Raw genomic sequence first — 16080 nt, 5'->3', positions numbered from 1 at the left:
AAATTCGGGTGGTGACAGGCACCACAAACAATTAAAAAATGTCAGCAACCCATCTGAAAAAATCAACTTTACATTCCTTTGAAACAACCAATCATTCACATTTATAATTAAACTATGTCAATAACTCACTTTGAAACGAGTTGATAGCAATGATTGTTTCGGCGAGAGAACGTCTCATTTTGCAATTTTTAATGGATGAGGCGAACCAGGAAGTGACAATTAAAGAACTCGCTGAGCAAATCGATGTCAGCGAAAGAACGGTCCATCGTGATTTGAAAAATATCGAGTCGATTCTAAAAGAGTTTCAATTAGAATTAATCAAGCGTGCCGGTATTGGGATTAAGATCGTTGGAAATAAAGCAAATTTGCATGAATTAAGACTAGCAATTCAAAAGCAAGATTATAAGGAATATACCCCAGATGAGAGATTGATGGTTGCTCTTTGCACCCTGTTAGATCATCAGGAGCCAATTAAGTTGCTAACACTAGCAAATGAATTAGGTGTAACAACAGCAACAATTAGTCATGATCTCGACAAAATGGAACCATTTGTTCAAGAATATGGCTTAACACTCATAAGAAGAAGAGGGTACGGGATTGAACTTATTGGTTCTGAGGCAGCGAAAAGAAGGGCAATAAGTAGTCTCATCTCTGACCAATTTGATGTGACTGATTTTTTAAAAATGGTAAAAGGCAGTATTGAAAAAAAATCGACGAATAAAATTGATTCCATATCAGAACGATTACTCGGTCTCGTTCAAAAGGAAAAGCTTATTATCATTGAGAATTTAATTAATCAAATTAATTCACAGTTACCTTATCCTTTGGCTGATAGCTCTTACGTTGGATTAGTTGTCCATCTAGCGTTAGCTATTGAACGAATTCAGCGTGGTGAAAACATCACAATAAAACATGAATACCTTTCACAGCTCAAAAGCTCCAAGGAATTTCATTTTTCACAAGAAATCGCCCAAAGGCTTGAAGAAACCTTTCAATTAGCAATTCCAGAAGATGAAATTGGCTATATTACTATGCATTTAAGGGGAGCAAAACTCCGCTTCGAAGGAAAAATCGATATTCAGGATGAAAATGTTGAAATTGCTTATCTTGTGCAACGTTTAATCGAACAGGTTGAACACATTGCTGGAAAAAATCTAAAGCAAGACTCATCGTTATTTCAAGGGTTATTAGCACATCTACAACCTGCGATTTATCGCATAAAGCAAGGGATGAAAATTACAAATCCACTCCTTGTAGAAATCAAAAGAGATTATCGTGAGCTTTTTGATATCGTCACACAAGCAGTAGCAAATGCTTTTCCATTTGATGATGTACCTGATGAAGAAATCGGCTATCTCGTTCTCCACTTTGGAGCTGCGATCAATGAGCGGATAATGAAGGCAAAATTAAAGGTATTAATTATTTGTTCAAGTGGTATTGGTACATCAAAGATGCTAGCAACGCAAATAAAAAACCAAATCCCTGACCTTGCAGAACTGAAAAATATCTCTGCATTTGAGTTAAAGGATATGGATGTAAAGAAATATGATATCATCCTTTCTACGATTCCGATTGAGGAAATTTCAGTCGACTATTTGCTTGTTAGTCCGATACTAACACCTGATCAATTAGACATGATAAAGGACTTTATTCATCAAAAGGGAGTTACAATCACAAATAATCAAGTGAATGATAACAAGTATGAAAAAGCAGACATGTATGTAAGCTATGAGGCTTACAAATCTTTTACAGGTCAATCTCAATTACTTCTCGATTTATTAGAGGTAATGGAGGCATTTCAGATAGATCAAACGTTAAAGATAGAAGGTATCTTAAACAAAGTAAGTGAAATGCTAGTAGGTAAAGGGCTTGTTCATAACGGGAAAGAGCTTGTGATGGCCTTACTGCATCGTGAGCGTATTGGCGGATTAGCGATACCTGGAACAAAGCTTGCATTGTTTCATACTAGAAGTGATGCTGTTGCTCGAGCTAGCTTTCATACAATTGATTTGAACTCACCAATGACATTAAAAGCGATGGACAACGAGATAATCAATGTGAACAGAATCCTTTTATTATTAGCTCCAGAACAAGCAGATCCTAACGAATTAGAGATTATGAGCTTTATAAGTGCAAGCATTATCGAATCAAAAGAGAGTGTTCATAACTTTGAAACAGCTGCTAAAAGTAGCTTAATTCAATATATAAGCCAAAAATATTTTACAAACTTTGTCCAAAATTTAAGGAGTGAATAAAACATGAGTATTTTAAATGAAGCAAACATTGTATTAAATAAAAACCTTGAAAACAAAACAGAAGCAATTAAAGCAACTGGTCAAATCTTAGTTGATAATGGGTATGTAAAGCAAGAATATATTGAGCAAATGCTAAAAAGAGAAGAGTTATCTTCAACATACATGGGGAACTTCATAGCAATCCCACACGGAACGGAAGAAGCGAAGGAGGCTGTCATAGAATCAGGACTTTCTGTTATCCAAGCTCCAGAAGGTGTTGATTTTGGCGGCGGGAATATTGTTAAAATCTTAATCGGTATTGCTGGTAAGGGCAACGAGCATTTAGATATTCTTTCAAAAATTGCGATTGTCTGCTCAGAGGAAGAAAATGTTGAGAAATTAGTCCAAGCAAAGTCGAAAGAGGAAATTCTTCAGCTTCTAAGCGAGGTGAACTAATTTGAAGGCGACTCATTTTGGCGCTGGAAATATCGGGAGAGGCTTTATCGGTCTTTTATTACATCAATCTGGCTATGAAGTGGAATTTGTTGATGTGAATGAAACAGTAATCGATGAAATAAACAAAGAAAAGGCCTATCGTGTCATCCTTGCTAATGAAGAAAAACAAGCATTTCAAGTTAAAGGTGTATCAGGAATAAACAGTGGGCAAGCTCCAGAAGCTGTGATTCAAGCAATTTCAACAGCCAATCTAGTAACAACAGCTGTAGGCCCGCATATTTTAAAATTTGTTGCACCTCTTATCGCTGAAGGACTTAAAAAGCGCATGCAAGCTAATAGTCAGCCTGTTAATATTATTGCTTGTGAAAATATGGTTGGCGGAAGCAGCGAGCTTAAAAAACATGTTCTCGAAAAATTAACCGCAGATGAAGCAGCATGGGTGCAGGAGCATGTAGGCTTCCCGAATTCAGCTGTAGATCGGATTGTCCCTAACCAGCATAATGAAAAGCTTTTAGACGTTTTAGTTGAACCCTTCCACGAGTGGGTTATAGACTCTACTGAATTAAAAGGGACAAAGCCTGATATTAAGGAAGCTCTTTTTGTAGAAAATCTGCAAGCTTATATTGAGCGGAAGTTATTTACCGTGAATACAGGACATGCTGCAACAGCTTATCTTGGAAATTTGGCCGGACACACAACGATTGCCGATACAATTAGTGATGAAAAGATTAAGCAGGCAGTATTGGGTACCCTTGAAGAAACGGGTAAAGTACTTATCGCAAAATATGCCTTTCAGGCAGACGAACACCAGAAATATATCGAAAAAATTATCGGTAGATTCGCAAATCCAAATATCATCGATGATGTACAACGAGTAGGAAGAGCACCACTTCGTAAATTGGGTGCAAAGGATCGCTTAGTTGCCCCTGCGCTTGAATACATGAACGAATTTGATCAAGTACCAGAACACTTAGTAAATGTCATTGTTGCTGCGCTAAAATTTGTTTCTGAGGAAGATCAGGAATCCTTAACACTTAAGGAGAAGGTTCAAGAAAAAGGTGTTGGACCTGCTTTTAGTGAAATTACAGGACTTACGCTGGATCATCCGTTAGTTGAGAAAGTAGTAGCATTATATTAAAAAGAATTAGGTCCCCTTTAGGTATTTAATAAGCAAAGGGGATCTTTTTTAATTTGTAGAAGGAAAAAGGAGTCGATCATTGGATTGATTGGCAATTATCGAAACGATCAATTTTATCCCACCGCTCTAATAAGATAGGTATATTCAAATTTATCATGGAATTGTTTCCCTGTTTAGAAGATATGTCCCTTTATAAAAAAGTAAAGGGTGATATTAATTGGATTCATCAATTGGTCCATACAATTGTTCATTCCAATGTAACTTAGTGTCCTCTTTTAAGGTATGGTTGTGTTGTTGCAATGCATCAATTAAGGAGGAGAGATCACGATTTTTTAAAGCTTCTAGCATATTATGATGATCTTTATGTCTTTTTAAGCTGTGTTCAAAAACCTCACTGTAACCAACTCGTGCCAATGAAATAAGTGGATTAATTGAATAATAAATGTTTTGAACCTTTTGATTCATAGTCCATTGCACTAATAATTGATGAAACTCCATATCAAGTTTACTGTATGCTTCATACGAAAAGGGTTGTACGACCAATAATGCATCCATTTTTTTAATTATTTGGTTCCAATTACCTATCTGTTCATCTGATACAAGCTTAACTGCCTGTGCTGCGGCCCATGTTTCAACCATAAATCGAGCATCTAATGCTTCCATACAATCTTTGAAACGTAATTGGGTTATGTAAGTTCCTTTCCGTGGTAATATTTCAATTAAACCTTCGTGTACTAATTGATTAACTGCTTCTTTTACGGGTGATCGGCTAACGCCATATTTATTTGCTAATTCATTTATATCTAATTTATCTCCGGGGGCAAAAATCCCACTAATTATTTCTTTTCGAAGTACTTTATATATTTGTGTAGCAAGAGCTGAAGTTTCAATCATTTCGGCCAAAGTAACCCTCCTAATAGTTATAATTAACATGTTACATGTAACATCTTTTAATAAATTATAGGATAATTTGATAAATATAGTCAATTTCTTATGCAAGTTAATAACATAGATGACAATAATAATAAACTTTTATTTAAATTTTTTATAAAAGAATTGACGAATAAACTAGAAAGCTATAATATTAGTTCATAACATGTAAAGTGTGAAATGTTACATATCACATTTCGGAATATTAAAATATATTTCTGATTGCATGAGCTGCTTACACTATTAAATTCAGAATTCAATTATTAATGTAGACTCTCTTACTCTACGTTTTTCAATCAGCAATTCATCCGCTGATGATTGAAACTATGTATATTAAAAACTAAAAAGTAAGCGTTTTAAATGGTGTGAGCCACATCCAATATGGTCCAATTTTCTTGTATTTCGCAACACAGTTGAAAAAACATTGACTAAATTAAAAAGAGGGAATTTATATGACAACTACAAATGTTAATCACGAAAAATTAAAAGAATTAGTAATCAATAAGCTAGTTAAAGGTGGATTAGTAGAGGAGCACGCTAAAATCGTTGCCGATGTACTTGTTCATGCTGATTTGAGAGGTGTAAGTTCACACGGTGTATTGCGAACAGAGCACTATGTAAAACGTCTATTAGAAGGAGGTTTGAATCCAAATCCTGAATTCTCAATTAAAGGTACTGGTCCTTCTTCTGCTATTTTTGATGGTGATGATGGGATTGGGCATGTTATCGCTAAAGAAGCAATGGATCACGCGATCGAGCTTGCTAGGAAGAATGGTATTGGTACAGTTGCTGTTATAAACAGTAGTCATTGCGGTGCATTATCTTATTTTGTTAACCAAGCGGCAGAGCAAGGATTTGTTGGAATGGCAGTTACACATACTGATAAAGTGGTAGTCCCTTTTGGTGGTGCAGAACCCTATTTTGGTACAAATCCAATTGCATACGGTTTCCCAGCTAAAAAAATAAGCCAGTCATTTTAGATATGGCAACTAGTAATGTAGCTTTTGGTAAAGTGCTTCATGCGAGAGAAGCGGGAACATCTATACCAAGTGATTGGGGTGTTGATGAAAGCGGTTCACCAACTGCTGATCCTCATGAGGTAAATGCTTTATTACCTTTCGCTGGTCCAAAAGGATATGGTCTAGCAATGGTAGTTGATATATTATCAGGCCTTTTAACGGGATCAGCTTTTGGCCCTCATATTACTACAATGTATGGGGATTACGATAAAAAACGTAAACTAGGGCATTTCATGTTTGTAATTAACCCAGCCGTATTTACAGAAAGCGAAGCCTTCTTAGAAAATATGGATAGAATGATAGATGAAATTCATCATACAACGCCTGCTCAAGGGTTCACTAAAGTGATGGTGCCAGGAGAACCAGAGCAGCAACGAGAAGAGGAAAGGCTTATTAATGGTGTCCCTGTTACTCAAACTGTATACGACTACTTAAGTCAAAATTAAGAAATGGTGTGTGATGGTAATGGATGTTGTAACAATAGGAGAAACAATGGTGCTCTTTACACCTAACACAACTGGATTTATGAGATATGCTAATCAGTTTTCCATGAAGTTTGGTGGAGCTGAATCAAATGTTGCTATTGGTTTGGCGAGATTAGGACATCAGGTAGGCTGGATTAGCAAAGTAGGGAATGATGAGTTTGGAAAAGCGCTGGTTTCCTTTATTAAAGGTGAAGGCGTTGATGTAAGCAGAGTGAAAGTAGATCAAACACTACCTACAGGGATCTATTTCAAGGAACTTCGTCGAGCAAATGATGTAAGAGTCTACTATTATCGAAGAGGCTCTGCAGCAAGTGCATTATCAAAAGTAGATTTAGATGGTGAATATATTGCGAAGGCAAAGTACCTCCATGTTACAGGCATTACTCCAGCCTTAAGTGACTCTTGTGAAGACACAATTTTGGAAGCGATTGAAATTGCAAAAATGAATGGAGTGCAAGTTGTTTTTGATCCAAATCTAAGGAGGAAACTCTGGAGTGAAGAAAAAGCAAGAAGTGTTCTTTTAAATATCGCTTCTAAAGCAGATATCGTTCTACCAGGTATTTCCGAAGGTGAGTTTATGTTTGGAGAAAGTGATCCTAAAAAAATAGCCGAGTGCTATTTGAATAACGGTGCTTCGACTGTTGTAGTTAAACTTGGCGCAAAAGGAGCCTCGTATTATACAAATAAAGATTATGAATTTGTACCAGGATATCCAGTAGACCAGGTAGTAGATCCGGTTGGTGCCGGAGATGGTTTTGCGGCTGGGTTCCTTTCAGGACTTCTAAAAGGATTATGCCTTCAAGATGCAGTAAAACAGGCTAATGCTGTGGGAGCCTTTGTCACAACTGTGAATGGAGATGTTGAAGGTCTTCCAGACGCTGAAGAAATTGAAGGACTTTTCAATAACATAAATCAAGATGTTGATCGATAATTTGACAAGGTGGTATGGTGATGAACTTACTAGACAAGATTAAAGAAAACGGCATTGTAGCTGTAATCCGTGGTGCTGAACCTGAAAATATTGTCCCAATCGCTAGAGCTTTGAAAGCTGGTGGTGTAAAGACTCTTGAAATCACCGTAGAAACTCCAAGAGTATTAGAATTGATTCAAAGGGTTTCAAGCGAGATGGGTGATGAGGTGATAGTTGGAGCAGGAACGGTGCTTGACCCTGAAACAGCACGTTCAGCGATAATGGCAGGTGCCAAATTTATCTTTTCTCCAACTGTGAATATTGAAACAATAAAAATTACAAAACGCTATGGAGTTATTAGTATACCTGGTGCTTTAACACCAACGGAAATATTAACAGCCTATGAAAATGGTGCTGATATAATAAAGGTGTTTCCTGCAAATGTATTTGGTCCAAGCTATTTAAAGGACATTCATGGACCAATACCGCAAATCCCATTAATGCCAACAGGTGGGCTTGATGTGCATAATGTAGGAGAATATATTAAAGCCGGAGCAGTGGCGGCTGGAATCGGAAGCTCACTTGTAAATACAAAGAAATTAATGAATGATCAGTATTTCATTGACCTAGAACAAAAGGCAACACTATTTGTCGAAGCGGTTCGCAATGCAAGAGATTGATTAATATTCTAAGCAGGAGAGTAATATGCTATCCTGCCTCTACTTTCAAGATAAGGGAGGGCTTTTAATGAAAATGAAAGCGTTTTTAGCTGGTATTATTGCAACAGCATGCCTCTTCATGACAACTGGCTGTACCTTGCTGGAAACAGCAGGGAAAGCTAATTCAGACGGAGTTACTACTATTAAAATTGCACACTATTTCTCAGAAACACATCCGCAAAATATTGCACTTAAAGAAAAGTTTAAACCTATTATTGAAGAAAAAACAAATGGAAAATACAAAGTGGAAATCTATCCAGCAAATGAGCTTGGAGATGAAGCACAATTCACTAGCGGTGCACGCATTGGATCAATTCAAATGGCAATCACAGGGATGGGTTTACAAACAGCAAATCCGAAAATCGGGGCTGTCGAATGGCCATATTTGTTTGATAGTTATGACCAAGCAAAACGTATTTTGAACGGTAAAGTAGGAGAGGAAATCTCTGTATCCTTCCGAGAACTCGGGGTGGAACCAATCGCATGGACAGCAAATGGATTCCGTGTTGTATCATCCAATCGGGCTATTGAATCAAAAGAAGAGTTTAAAGGATTACGTCTAAGGATGCCTAACATTCCTATCTTTATTAATACGGGTAATGCTATGGGGGTAAATGTACAACCACTTGCGTTGTCTGAAGTATTTACTGCACTTGAACAAGGTGTTATCGATGGACAAGAGAACCCTTATGTAACTTTAAAAGAATCAGCATTGTATGAAGTACAGAGTCATGTCGTAGAAACAAATCATATGTTCAGTCCAAATGTTTATCTTATGAATAAAACATTTTTTGATAATTTAGATGAAAAAACGAAGGATATCGTTTTAGAAGCAGCCCAGGAATCAGCCAATTATGAGTGGGAGCTGCTACAAGAGTCAGAGGAAAAAGTAAAGCAAGACTTAAAAGAGGAAGGTCTTGAAATCATTGTTCCAGATGAACAGTTTATCGCTAATTTGAGGGAATCTATGGAACCTGTTTATGAAGAGCTTTATAAGAAATACGATTGGGCAGAAGAATTCATTCAATTAATTGAAAGTCAAAAATAGAAAAAATCTTCAGTCAATCTTGTTCATTTAAGTAGACTTTGAATGATTTTTGAGAGGTGAAAATAAGATGGAGAAAGTGTTAAAAGTTCTCAATAGCATATTAAATGGCGTCATCATATTGATCCTTGTTTCCATGGTATCACTGGTGTTTTTAAACGTTGTTCTACGTTATGCCTTTGACTCCGGGATTACATGGTCAGAAGAACTTGCTCGTTATTTGTTCGTCTGGGTTGTTTTTTTGGGAGCAGTTGTTGCAACAAAAGAAAAAGGTCATCTTGGTGTGGATCTTTTGATTAGCTCAGTCCCTAGAAAATTCCAAAAAGTTCTGTACTTTATAGCTAACTCTTTAATAGTATTTGTTTTAACCCTATTTATTGATGGTCTTTTCAAAATGATGGAGGTCAATAAAATGGTATCGGGTCCTGCGACAGGAATACCAGAAGCAGTCTTTTATTTAGCTGGTATTGTTGCCTCTATTCTCATGATTATCATAACGAGTGTACAAACAATTCGTTTTGTATTTTTTAATCAAGATGCTCCACTTTGGGCAAAGTCTGAGAATGAAATGGGGGACACAAAATGATCTTAGTATTTTTGCTAACCTTGTTTCTTTTCCTTCTAATAGGAGTTCCTGTTGCCATCTCTATGCTAAGCAGTGCGATAGTCATGCTAGCTGTGCTAGGTTTATTTGATACTGGTATTCTGGGTGATTATTTAGTAAAAGGGGCAAATAACTTTTCATTGATGGCCATTCCATTCTTCATCCTAACCGGTGAAATCATGAATGCTGGTGGTGTTTCAAAGCGAATAGTAGAATTCGCGAGTGCATTTGTAGGGCATATTAGAGGCGGACTTGGATATGTTGTCATTATGTCAGGTGTTATTTTTGCAGGGTTGTCAGGGTCAGCTGTAGCAGATACAGCAGCACTAGGTGCGATCTTAATTCCAATGATGATTGCAAAAGGTTATAACAAAAACTCTTCAACAGGTCTTGTTGCAGCAACAGGGATCATTGGTACAATTATTCCACCAAGTATCCCAATGATTTTATTTGGAGTAGTTGGAGGCGTTTCAATTACACAATTATTCATGGCAGGTATCGTTCCAGGAATCTTAATTGCTGTAGGACTTGTAGTTGTTTGGTACTTTGTATCAAAAAAAGATCAAAGTGAAACAGTGCCAAAAGCAACGGCTAAACAAAAATGGACAGCCTTAATACGAGCTTTTTGGGCGCTTATGCTTCCAGTCATTATTATTGTAGGGCTTCGTGGTGGCATTTTTACTCCTACAGAAGCGGGAGTAGTAGCAGCAATTTATGCATTGATTATTAGCTTTTTCTATAGAGAAATTAAATGGAGACAGTTGTCTAATGTGTTTGTGGATACTGCAAAAACAACAGGTATCGTTATGTTTGTAGCATCTACCGCTGTTGTTTCAGGTTATGCCATCACTGTTGCACAAATACCTAGAGAATTGGTTGAGTTTTTAAGTGGCCTTACAACCAATCCGACCATTTTATTATTGATTATTATGCTTTTCTTGCTGGTTGTTGGTTGTGTAATGGATTTAACACCTGCAATTCTAATCTTTACTCCAGTACTACTTCCTGTAGTGACCGCTGTTGGCATTGATCCAGTTTACTTTGGGTTATTAATGGTTATTAATCTATCGATTGGATTAATTACTCCTCCAGTTGGAACCGTACTTTATATTGGGTGTGGCATCAGCAAAATTAGTATTGTTGATATTACTAAGGGGATCATGCCATTCTTATTAGTACAGCTGGGGATCTTGATACTATTAGTTCTATTCCCTGAATTAGTGACTGTTCCATTAAGTTGGTTCACTGAGTAATAAACAAAGATGAAATTTTCTTTAACCAACTTTTTTAAAAAATATCCCAATAAGGTGAACCTTATTGGGATATTTTTTTGAAAGATTACTAGAATTATATGTCACTTTAGGAGTTATTTTGCATATATTTTAAGCGTTATTTTGCACTATAAGTAAATATAAAAAAGCCCAATTTCTCAGCATTAAAATTGAGAAATTGGACTTTTTTCGTTACTCCGGAAAAGCGCCCTTCGTATTATAAGGTCATCCAGATTGTTTTTTTATCTGGATGGCCTATTTTTTATAGGCTATTCTTTAGGTAGTCGGGGTAGGACGCAAGCGCCCTTGGGACTTCTGGTATCAAATAGATCCCGTCCGTTATACTGTCCACCCCCTACTTGTAGAAACATGTTTGAGGCTGGTTGGGGCTTAGACCCCGCATAACAAGCGAAGCTATGATACTACAAGATAGACAGGGGCTACCGACAAATCTAGTATGAGGAGATGTGATAAAGTATGGATCCAGTGATTGGCCTGGATGTCGCAAAAGGAGAAAGCCAAGTTCAAGCTTTCCTGGCAAGAAAGCATCCCTATGGACTATGGAAAGACCTTTAAGTTTAAGCATGACACTAATGGACTGTGTGATTTTTATGTATTTTATAAAGAGGTAGAACGACACGCTGACGCTGAACCAGTCATCATTTTTGAATCTACAGGTCATTACCACGAACCGATTTTACAGTATCTTGAGGAAAGAAAAATTACCTACTACTTAGTAAATCCGGTTGTTTCTTACGAAACGAAAAAAAGTAGACTTCGAAAAGTGAAGTCGGATCCTGCTGATGCGAAACATTTGTGTGAACTGTACTACAAAGAAGACTTAACAGCGTTTCATCGTAAGAGTGTTCAAACCATGAACTTGAGAAATTTGAGTAGACAACACGATTCATTAACCCGCAATTATGTTCAACTTAAACTACAGTTTCAAACCATTCTTGATCAAGTTTTCCCTGAATATAAAGGGGTTTTTAGTAATTTATATTCTCCTATATCATTAAAGACTTTACTCACCTATCCTACTTCTGATGACGTGTTGAAGGTACAAACTGATGAATTAGCTAAGGAGATGCATGGTCTAGGAGGAAAGAGATCATATGGTTGGTTTTTCGAAAAGGCATTGAAGTTAAAAGAGGCAGCAAAACGGAATCCATTTAAGAAAACACTGTATCAAAGCCATTTGGTTACTCTAAAAATGTATATTCAAATGCTTCTCCAACAACGAGAGTTTCTCAACGTACTAGAGCAGGAAATTGATCAAAGACATTAATAACGACCTTCCACTTTTGACCCCTAATCTTGAATAACTACTACTTTGATTTAAAGTATATGACTTCAGGATCTCCTTCATCTAAATTTTCTACTATGCCACTCTGAATAAATCCATTTGTATTAAATACTTTTTGCATATTAATGTTAGAACGATTAGTAGAAGAAAATACCTTCGTAGTAGGGGATGTACTCATCATATAATCCATCAGTAAGCTTGCATATCCTTTTCGTCTTTTGGACGGTGACACAATAATTAGTGATATAAAAGAACATTCAAAGAAGTTAGTATCGTAAATTAAAAATCCCACAATGTACTCTTCTTCTTTCGCTATTATACAGTGTCCTAGCTTAATGGCATTCTCAATATAGTCTCGTCTGCTTGTGTTGCCAATAACCTCACTGTCTATATTAACTATTTTTTCCAAATCTTCAATAATAGCCTTACACACGGTCTTCATCTTACTTCCTCCAATAGCTCCCTTATTCAATACTCCTGCCCTATAGCTTAATATTAGTGTGATGCATTCCTCATTCGAATGATAGAAAAGCTTACTGATGAATGTATGATTTCATCACGAAGCTTCCAGAGGGTTGGTGTAATTCGTAATTCTATGTTTGTTTGCACAAGTCTATCTAATAAATCTCCAACAGGGTCAACAGAAAGGGGGGTAACAGCTTTTCGAGAAACATAGTAACCAGCATTTACATCAAAGCACTCAAAAGTTTCAGATGGTAACGTGTAAGCATATAGTTCTGTTTCTCTAATACGTTTAAGCCAAGATGTTTCTATTGCGATAATTCGATTGACAGAAGTATGGCCAAAGAAACGAATTAAGTCGTCACCTGTAGTTTCTGAAGATGTCCAGAAAGCCACACGTGGGCATTCACGAGGAAAATAATAATGTGGTGCGTGCTCTTCATCAATTGCCCAGACAAATGATTCTTCCTTGGAATTGGTTTTGGGAACATGTGGTTCGAAGTAAGTAATATTAGGATTTTCACTAAAATGGAAAAGTTTCATTGATAATTCCCCCATGAAAATTGTGTGACAAACATATTTAATTAATTCGTTATTTGTTATGGAATTCCCAATAGAAACCGTTTAGAAAATTAATTTACTCCACTCCACTTTCTAAAATAAAGAAAGTCTCATTGTTACAGTTAATCTCTGCCATCGCGCCATATGGTAAAATAAACTTCGGTTCGGTATGACCAAAATTCAAGTTATAAAGAATCGGCAAATTTTCCAAATCATATTCCTTCATGACTTTTTGAATTTCTACTTTATATTCTTCGTAATACTCCTCGTCTTGTGGTTTACCAAAAATGATTCCATTCGCTTTTTGCAGAATACCTTGTGCAGCATAATTCCGCAGCCAATATTTTATATGTTCTGGTTTTGGCTTTTCTTCAGATGTTTCAAAGAAAAGAATGCTATCATCCCAATATTTCTTATCAGGCCAAATTTCTGTTCCTTTCGCGAACTCTAACACTTCAATACAACCACCAATCAAACGCCCTTGTACGATACCTGAACCTTGAAGTAATTCATAACCCGAATTCTGCTGCATCGTACGGCGCTTGTTCTTATTCGCTTCATCCCATTCCAAATACTCACTTGTCCATTCTTTAGCTGGTTGAATTTCACCGATAACTTCATTTGAAAAGAACATTCGCCTTACCCTTTCAATTGTGTATGTATCCATTTCAACATTTTCTGCAAAATCAACTAAAATCGCTGGGCCGTAAAAAGATGATATACCTGCTTTATGGCAAAACAAATGCGAAATCGTTACATCTGAATAGCCCATAAAAATTTTTGGATTCTCATGTATTACATTAAAATCAATATAAGGAAGTAAACGAATACTATCTTCTCCACCAATATTTGCAAAGATTCCTTTAATGCTCTTATCTTTAAATGCCGTCATCAAATCTTCCGCACGAGCTTGTGGATTCTTATAAAGGTAATCTCCACCTTTCAAACTATTCGGCATTGGGACAACCTTAAGACCGAAAACTTCTTCTAATCTCTTTACACCTTGCTCATAACGCCATATTAGCTCAGGATCACCTGCCCCTCCCCATGAAGGACTTATTGTTGCAACAATATCTCCTGGCTGCAATTTCTTTGGTTTTATTAACACATTAACTCCCACCCTTGTATAATTCGATTAACAACGACTATACGATTAAATTTCTACATCATCAACAAATTTACCTGCTGTTATGCAAGAATCTGGCCAGATTGTGGAACAAAATTAAAAAAGCGCTCTTTATCAAAAAAGCAACCTGTCTTCACCGTCTATTTACTCAAATTGAACTCGAAATAAATCACCTTACATCAATTACCACCGAAGTAGTAGAAGCTGCACGAAATAGTTTAGTGATTGGACATAATTAATGAAGAAACCCAGCTTATCTTCTAATGTGAAGGTTGTTGGGTTTTAATGTTGGGTGTGCAAAATAGTACTTAAAAAAGGTGCAAAATACCGTCTAAAGTGACAGAATTATAATAGTAGGGTGGATGGCAAGAGTAGCCGTCAAAGTATATGGTTGAGGTGAGGTCGATACAAAGGGGTAGTCTTTTTTTGAATGTATTCTTCTCTTTTAAGATAATATAAAGCCCGCCAATTCATTCATGGCGGGCATTTCTAATCATATATGATTACTGCAAGTCTGCTGCACCTTTAGCAATCAGATCAAATAATTCCTCTATGTCTGAGTCCTCAACACATGAGAATGCAATACGAAGATCTGTAGAATTGATTGAAATTGTTCCGACTCCGTATTTATCTAATAGGTGTAAACGAAGCTCTTCTGCGTTAATGTTGTTAAGTTTAAGGCACATAAAGTATCCAGAATTAAATGGATAGTATGTCCAGTACTTTTGGTATTCTTCTTTTGCAAGTACTTCTTTCGTTTTATCTGCTCTGCGTTTCATTAGCGCAAATTTTTGCTCTTTTTCTACATTGAACTCATTTGACTGTAATGATTGTAGAATAATTGATTGAGAAGGGTGTGAGCCACTTGAAATGGTTCCCCTGATGATTCCTTTTGTTTTTTGCTCTAATGCGTTTAGAACGGCAGCGCTTTTGCTAGCATATGTGATAAATCCAACACGGAATCCCCATACGTAGTTTTCCTTTGTTGCTCCATCTACTTTAATCGCGAGGATGCGTTCGTGTGCGTCAGCTAATAGGCTAAAGATTGATTCCTTAATTGAATCTTCGTAAAATAATCCAAAATACGCATCATCAATAAGTGCTACTACATTTATGCCTTCTTCAGCTGCTTCTTTAAGAACAGCAACAATTTCTTTTGCTTCTGATTCAAGAGGTGTGTAGCCGGTTGGATTGTTCGGGAAGTTTAATAACACGACAACTTTTCCAGCTGCTTTTTGCGATTGGATCGCTTCTCTTAAGCCTTCAACATTAAAACCGTCTGCTTCGTTGAATAATGGATACGTTGTAACCGTTCCTCCACGACGCACTTTAAAGGTAATGTTGTAATTACCCCAATATTTATCTGGAAGGATGATTGGGTTGCCTTCGTCGACAAATAAGTCAGCCACAATGCTTAATCCATGTGTAAGGGCATTTGTTACGACTGGTGAACCGACTAATTCTTCATTTAAGCTAGGGTTATCATTAAGAATTTTTTTCTTCCAAACTTTACGTAAATCTTCTTTTCCTTGTGGTGGTGCGTATGGGAAAAGGTCCTTAGGTGCGATTTTATCACCGAAAAGATTTTGAATGTGTTGAAAGTGCATCGGTTGATTGTTTTCAGTAGCGATACCAATTGTTGCATTGAAACGATGGGCTTTTTTCCCTGCTTCTGCAGATTGGCTTAAAATCCCCTTTGGATAAAACAATTCTTTCCCTAATTGAGACAACATATTATAGACATGTTCGTTGTCTTCTTTCATTGAATTATTTAAAGCTTGTGCTAATTCATTCATTATCTCGTTTCACCTCTA

General features: G+C 36.7%; 14 protein-coding genes and 2 pseudogenes. 11 read left to right on the top strand and 5 right to left on the bottom strand.

From position 1 onward, the window contains the following. Positions 1-149 precede the first annotated feature (149 nt). The 3 genes from HUW50_RS06275 to HUW50_RS06265 are packed head-to-tail and all read left to right on the top strand — an operon-like array spanning position 150 to position 3828. Positions 150-2255, top strand: coding sequence for a BglG family transcription antiterminator (locus tag HUW50_RS06275; protein WP_066335618.1), 2106 nt, complete (start codon positions 150-152; stop codon positions 2253-2255). A 3-nt stretch (positions 2256-2258) separates the two neighbouring features. Then, positions 2259-2690: a PTS mannitol transporter subunit IIA gene (locus HUW50_RS06270; protein ID WP_066335615.1), complete on the top strand. Its 432-nt coding sequence runs from the start codon at positions 2259-2261 to the stop codon at positions 2688-2690. Between the two features lies 1 nt (position 2691). Then, positions 2692-3828, top strand: a complete 1137-nt coding sequence (locus tag HUW50_RS06265) for a mannitol-1-phosphate 5-dehydrogenase (RefSeq protein ID WP_066335613.1) — start codon at positions 2692-2694, stop codon at positions 3826-3828. A 213-nt stretch (positions 3829-4041) separates the two neighbouring features. Here HUW50_RS06265 and HUW50_RS06260 read toward each other — a convergent pair whose 3' ends face one another. Beyond that, the gene (locus tag HUW50_RS06260) at positions 4042-4722 is read right to left on the bottom strand and encodes a GntR family transcriptional regulator (protein WP_066335634.1); all 681 of its coding nucleotides are present in this window, start codon (positions 4720-4722) and stop codon (positions 4042-4044) included. 488 nt (positions 4723-5210) lie between these two features. Here HUW50_RS06260 and allD point away from each other — a divergent pair. The 7 genes and pseudogenes from allD (at position 5211) to HUW50_RS06225 (ending at position 12099) form a co-directional block, all read left to right on the top strand. Then, a pseudogene (gene allD / locus HUW50_RS06255) lies at positions 5211-6223 on the top strand (ureidoglycolate dehydrogenase). A 19-nt stretch (positions 6224-6242) separates the two neighbouring features. Beyond that, positions 6243-7193: a sugar kinase gene (locus HUW50_RS06250; RefSeq protein WP_066335605.1), complete on the top strand. Its 951-nt coding sequence runs from the start codon at positions 6243-6245 to the stop codon at positions 7191-7193. Between the two features lie 20 nt (positions 7194-7213). Beyond that, a complete protein-coding gene (locus HUW50_RS06245; RefSeq protein WP_066335603.1) occupies positions 7214-7852 on the top strand; it encodes a bifunctional 4-hydroxy-2-oxoglutarate aldolase/2-dehydro-3-deoxy-phosphogluconate aldolase in 639 nt (212 codons plus the stop codon). Positions 7853-7919: 67 nt separating this feature from the next. Then, a complete protein-coding gene (locus tag HUW50_RS06240; RefSeq protein ID WP_066335600.1) occupies positions 7920-8939 on the top strand; it encodes a TRAP transporter substrate-binding protein in 1020 nt (339 codons plus the stop codon). Positions 8940-9006: 67 nt separating this feature from the next. Then, a complete protein-coding gene (locus tag HUW50_RS06235) occupies positions 9007-9522 on the top strand; it encodes a TRAP transporter small permease (RefSeq protein WP_066335596.1) in 516 nt (171 codons plus the stop codon). Further along, complete coding sequence (locus HUW50_RS06230; RefSeq protein WP_066335594.1) at positions 9519-10793, top strand: TRAP transporter large permease; 1275 nt, start codon at positions 9519-9521, stop codon at positions 10791-10793. The genes HUW50_RS06235 and HUW50_RS06230 overlap by 4 nt, the downstream gene beginning before the upstream one ends. A 571-nt stretch (positions 10794-11364) precedes the next feature. Next, positions 11365-12099, top strand: a complete 735-nt coding sequence (locus HUW50_RS06225) for an IS110 family transposase (RefSeq protein ID WP_185653782.1) — start codon at positions 11365-11367, stop codon at positions 12097-12099. Between the two features lie 40 nt (positions 12100-12139). On the opposite strand, the gene HUW50_RS06220 is transcribed toward HUW50_RS06225, so the two are convergent. From HUW50_RS06220 to HUW50_RS06210, 3 genes are all read right to left on the bottom strand, one after another. Then, positions 12140-12559 carry a GNAT family N-acetyltransferase gene (locus HUW50_RS06220; RefSeq protein WP_066335589.1) on the bottom strand — a complete coding sequence of 140 codons (420 nt, stop codon included), beginning with the start codon at positions 12557-12559 and terminating at the stop codon, positions 12140-12142. Positions 12560-12612: 53 nt separating this feature from the next. Further along, positions 12613-13122 carry a DUF6886 family protein gene (locus HUW50_RS06215; RefSeq protein WP_066335583.1) on the bottom strand — a complete coding sequence of 170 codons (510 nt, stop codon included), beginning with the start codon at positions 13120-13122 and terminating at the stop codon, positions 12613-12615. A gap of 94 nt (positions 13123-13216) precedes the next feature. Next, positions 13217-14248 (bottom strand): S66 family peptidase, encoded by a 1032-nt coding sequence (locus tag HUW50_RS06210; RefSeq protein ID WP_066335580.1) that lies wholly within the window; start codon positions 14246-14248, stop codon positions 13217-13219. A gap of 149 nt (positions 14249-14397) precedes the next feature. On the opposite strand from HUW50_RS06210, the pseudogene HUW50_RS26970 reads away from it, so the two are divergent. Further along, a pseudogene (locus HUW50_RS26970) lies at positions 14398-14505 on the top strand (AAA family ATPase); the annotation flags it as partial. Between the two features lie 264 nt (positions 14506-14769). Here HUW50_RS26970 and HUW50_RS06205 read toward each other — a convergent pair. Next, a complete protein-coding gene (locus HUW50_RS06205; protein ID WP_066335578.1) occupies positions 14770-16062 on the bottom strand; it encodes an aminotransferase class I/II-fold pyridoxal phosphate-dependent enzyme in 1293 nt (430 codons plus the stop codon). Between the last annotated feature and the right edge of the window lie 18 nt (positions 16063-16080).

The sequence above is a fragment of the Metabacillus sp. KUDC1714 genome (assembly GCF_014217835.1).
In the GTDB taxonomy this organism is placed as follows: Bacteria; Bacillota; Bacilli; order Bacillales; family Bacillaceae; genus Metabacillus; species Metabacillus rhizosphaerae.
This window is presented reverse-complemented; position numbering and strand designations above follow the sequence as displayed.

Excerpts from the sequence above, each read along its gene's own strand:
- HUW50_RS06225 (WP_185653782.1), top strand. The coding sequence starts at position 11,365 with ATGGACTATGGAAAGACCTTTAAGTTTAAGCATGACACTAATGGACTG.
- HUW50_RS06270 (WP_066335615.1), top strand. The coding sequence starts at position 2,259 with ATGAGTATTTTAAATGAAGCAAACATTGTATTAAATAAAAACCTTGAA.
- HUW50_RS06215 (WP_066335583.1), bottom strand. The coding sequence starts at position 13,122 with ATGAAACTTTTCCATTTTAGTGAAAATCCTAATATTACTTACTTCGAA.
- HUW50_RS06205 (WP_066335578.1), bottom strand. The coding sequence starts at position 16,062 with ATGAATGAATTAGCACAAGCTTTAAATAATTCAATGAAAGAAGACAAC.
- HUW50_RS06260 (WP_066335634.1), bottom strand. The coding sequence starts at position 4,722 with ATGATTGAAACTTCAGCTCTTGCTACACAAATATATAAAGTACTTCGA.
- HUW50_RS06275 (WP_066335618.1), top strand. The coding sequence starts at position 150 with ATGATTGTTTCGGCGAGAGAACGTCTCATTTTGCAATTTTTAATGGAT.
- HUW50_RS06245 (WP_066335603.1), top strand. The coding sequence starts at position 7,214 with ATGAACTTACTAGACAAGATTAAAGAAAACGGCATTGTAGCTGTAATC.
- HUW50_RS06235 (WP_066335596.1), top strand. The coding sequence starts at position 9,007 with ATGGAGAAAGTGTTAAAAGTTCTCAATAGCATATTAAATGGCGTCATC.
- HUW50_RS06240 (WP_066335600.1), top strand. The coding sequence starts at position 7,920 with ATGAAAATGAAAGCGTTTTTAGCTGGTATTATTGCAACAGCATGCCTC.
- HUW50_RS06230 (WP_066335594.1), top strand. The coding sequence starts at position 9,519 with ATGATCTTAGTATTTTTGCTAACCTTGTTTCTTTTCCTTCTAATAGGA.
- HUW50_RS06220 (WP_066335589.1), bottom strand. The coding sequence starts at position 12,559 with ATGAAGACCGTGTGTAAGGCTATTATTGAAGATTTGGAAAAAATAGTT.
- HUW50_RS06250 (WP_066335605.1), top strand. The coding sequence starts at position 6,243 with ATGGATGTTGTAACAATAGGAGAAACAATGGTGCTCTTTACACCTAAC.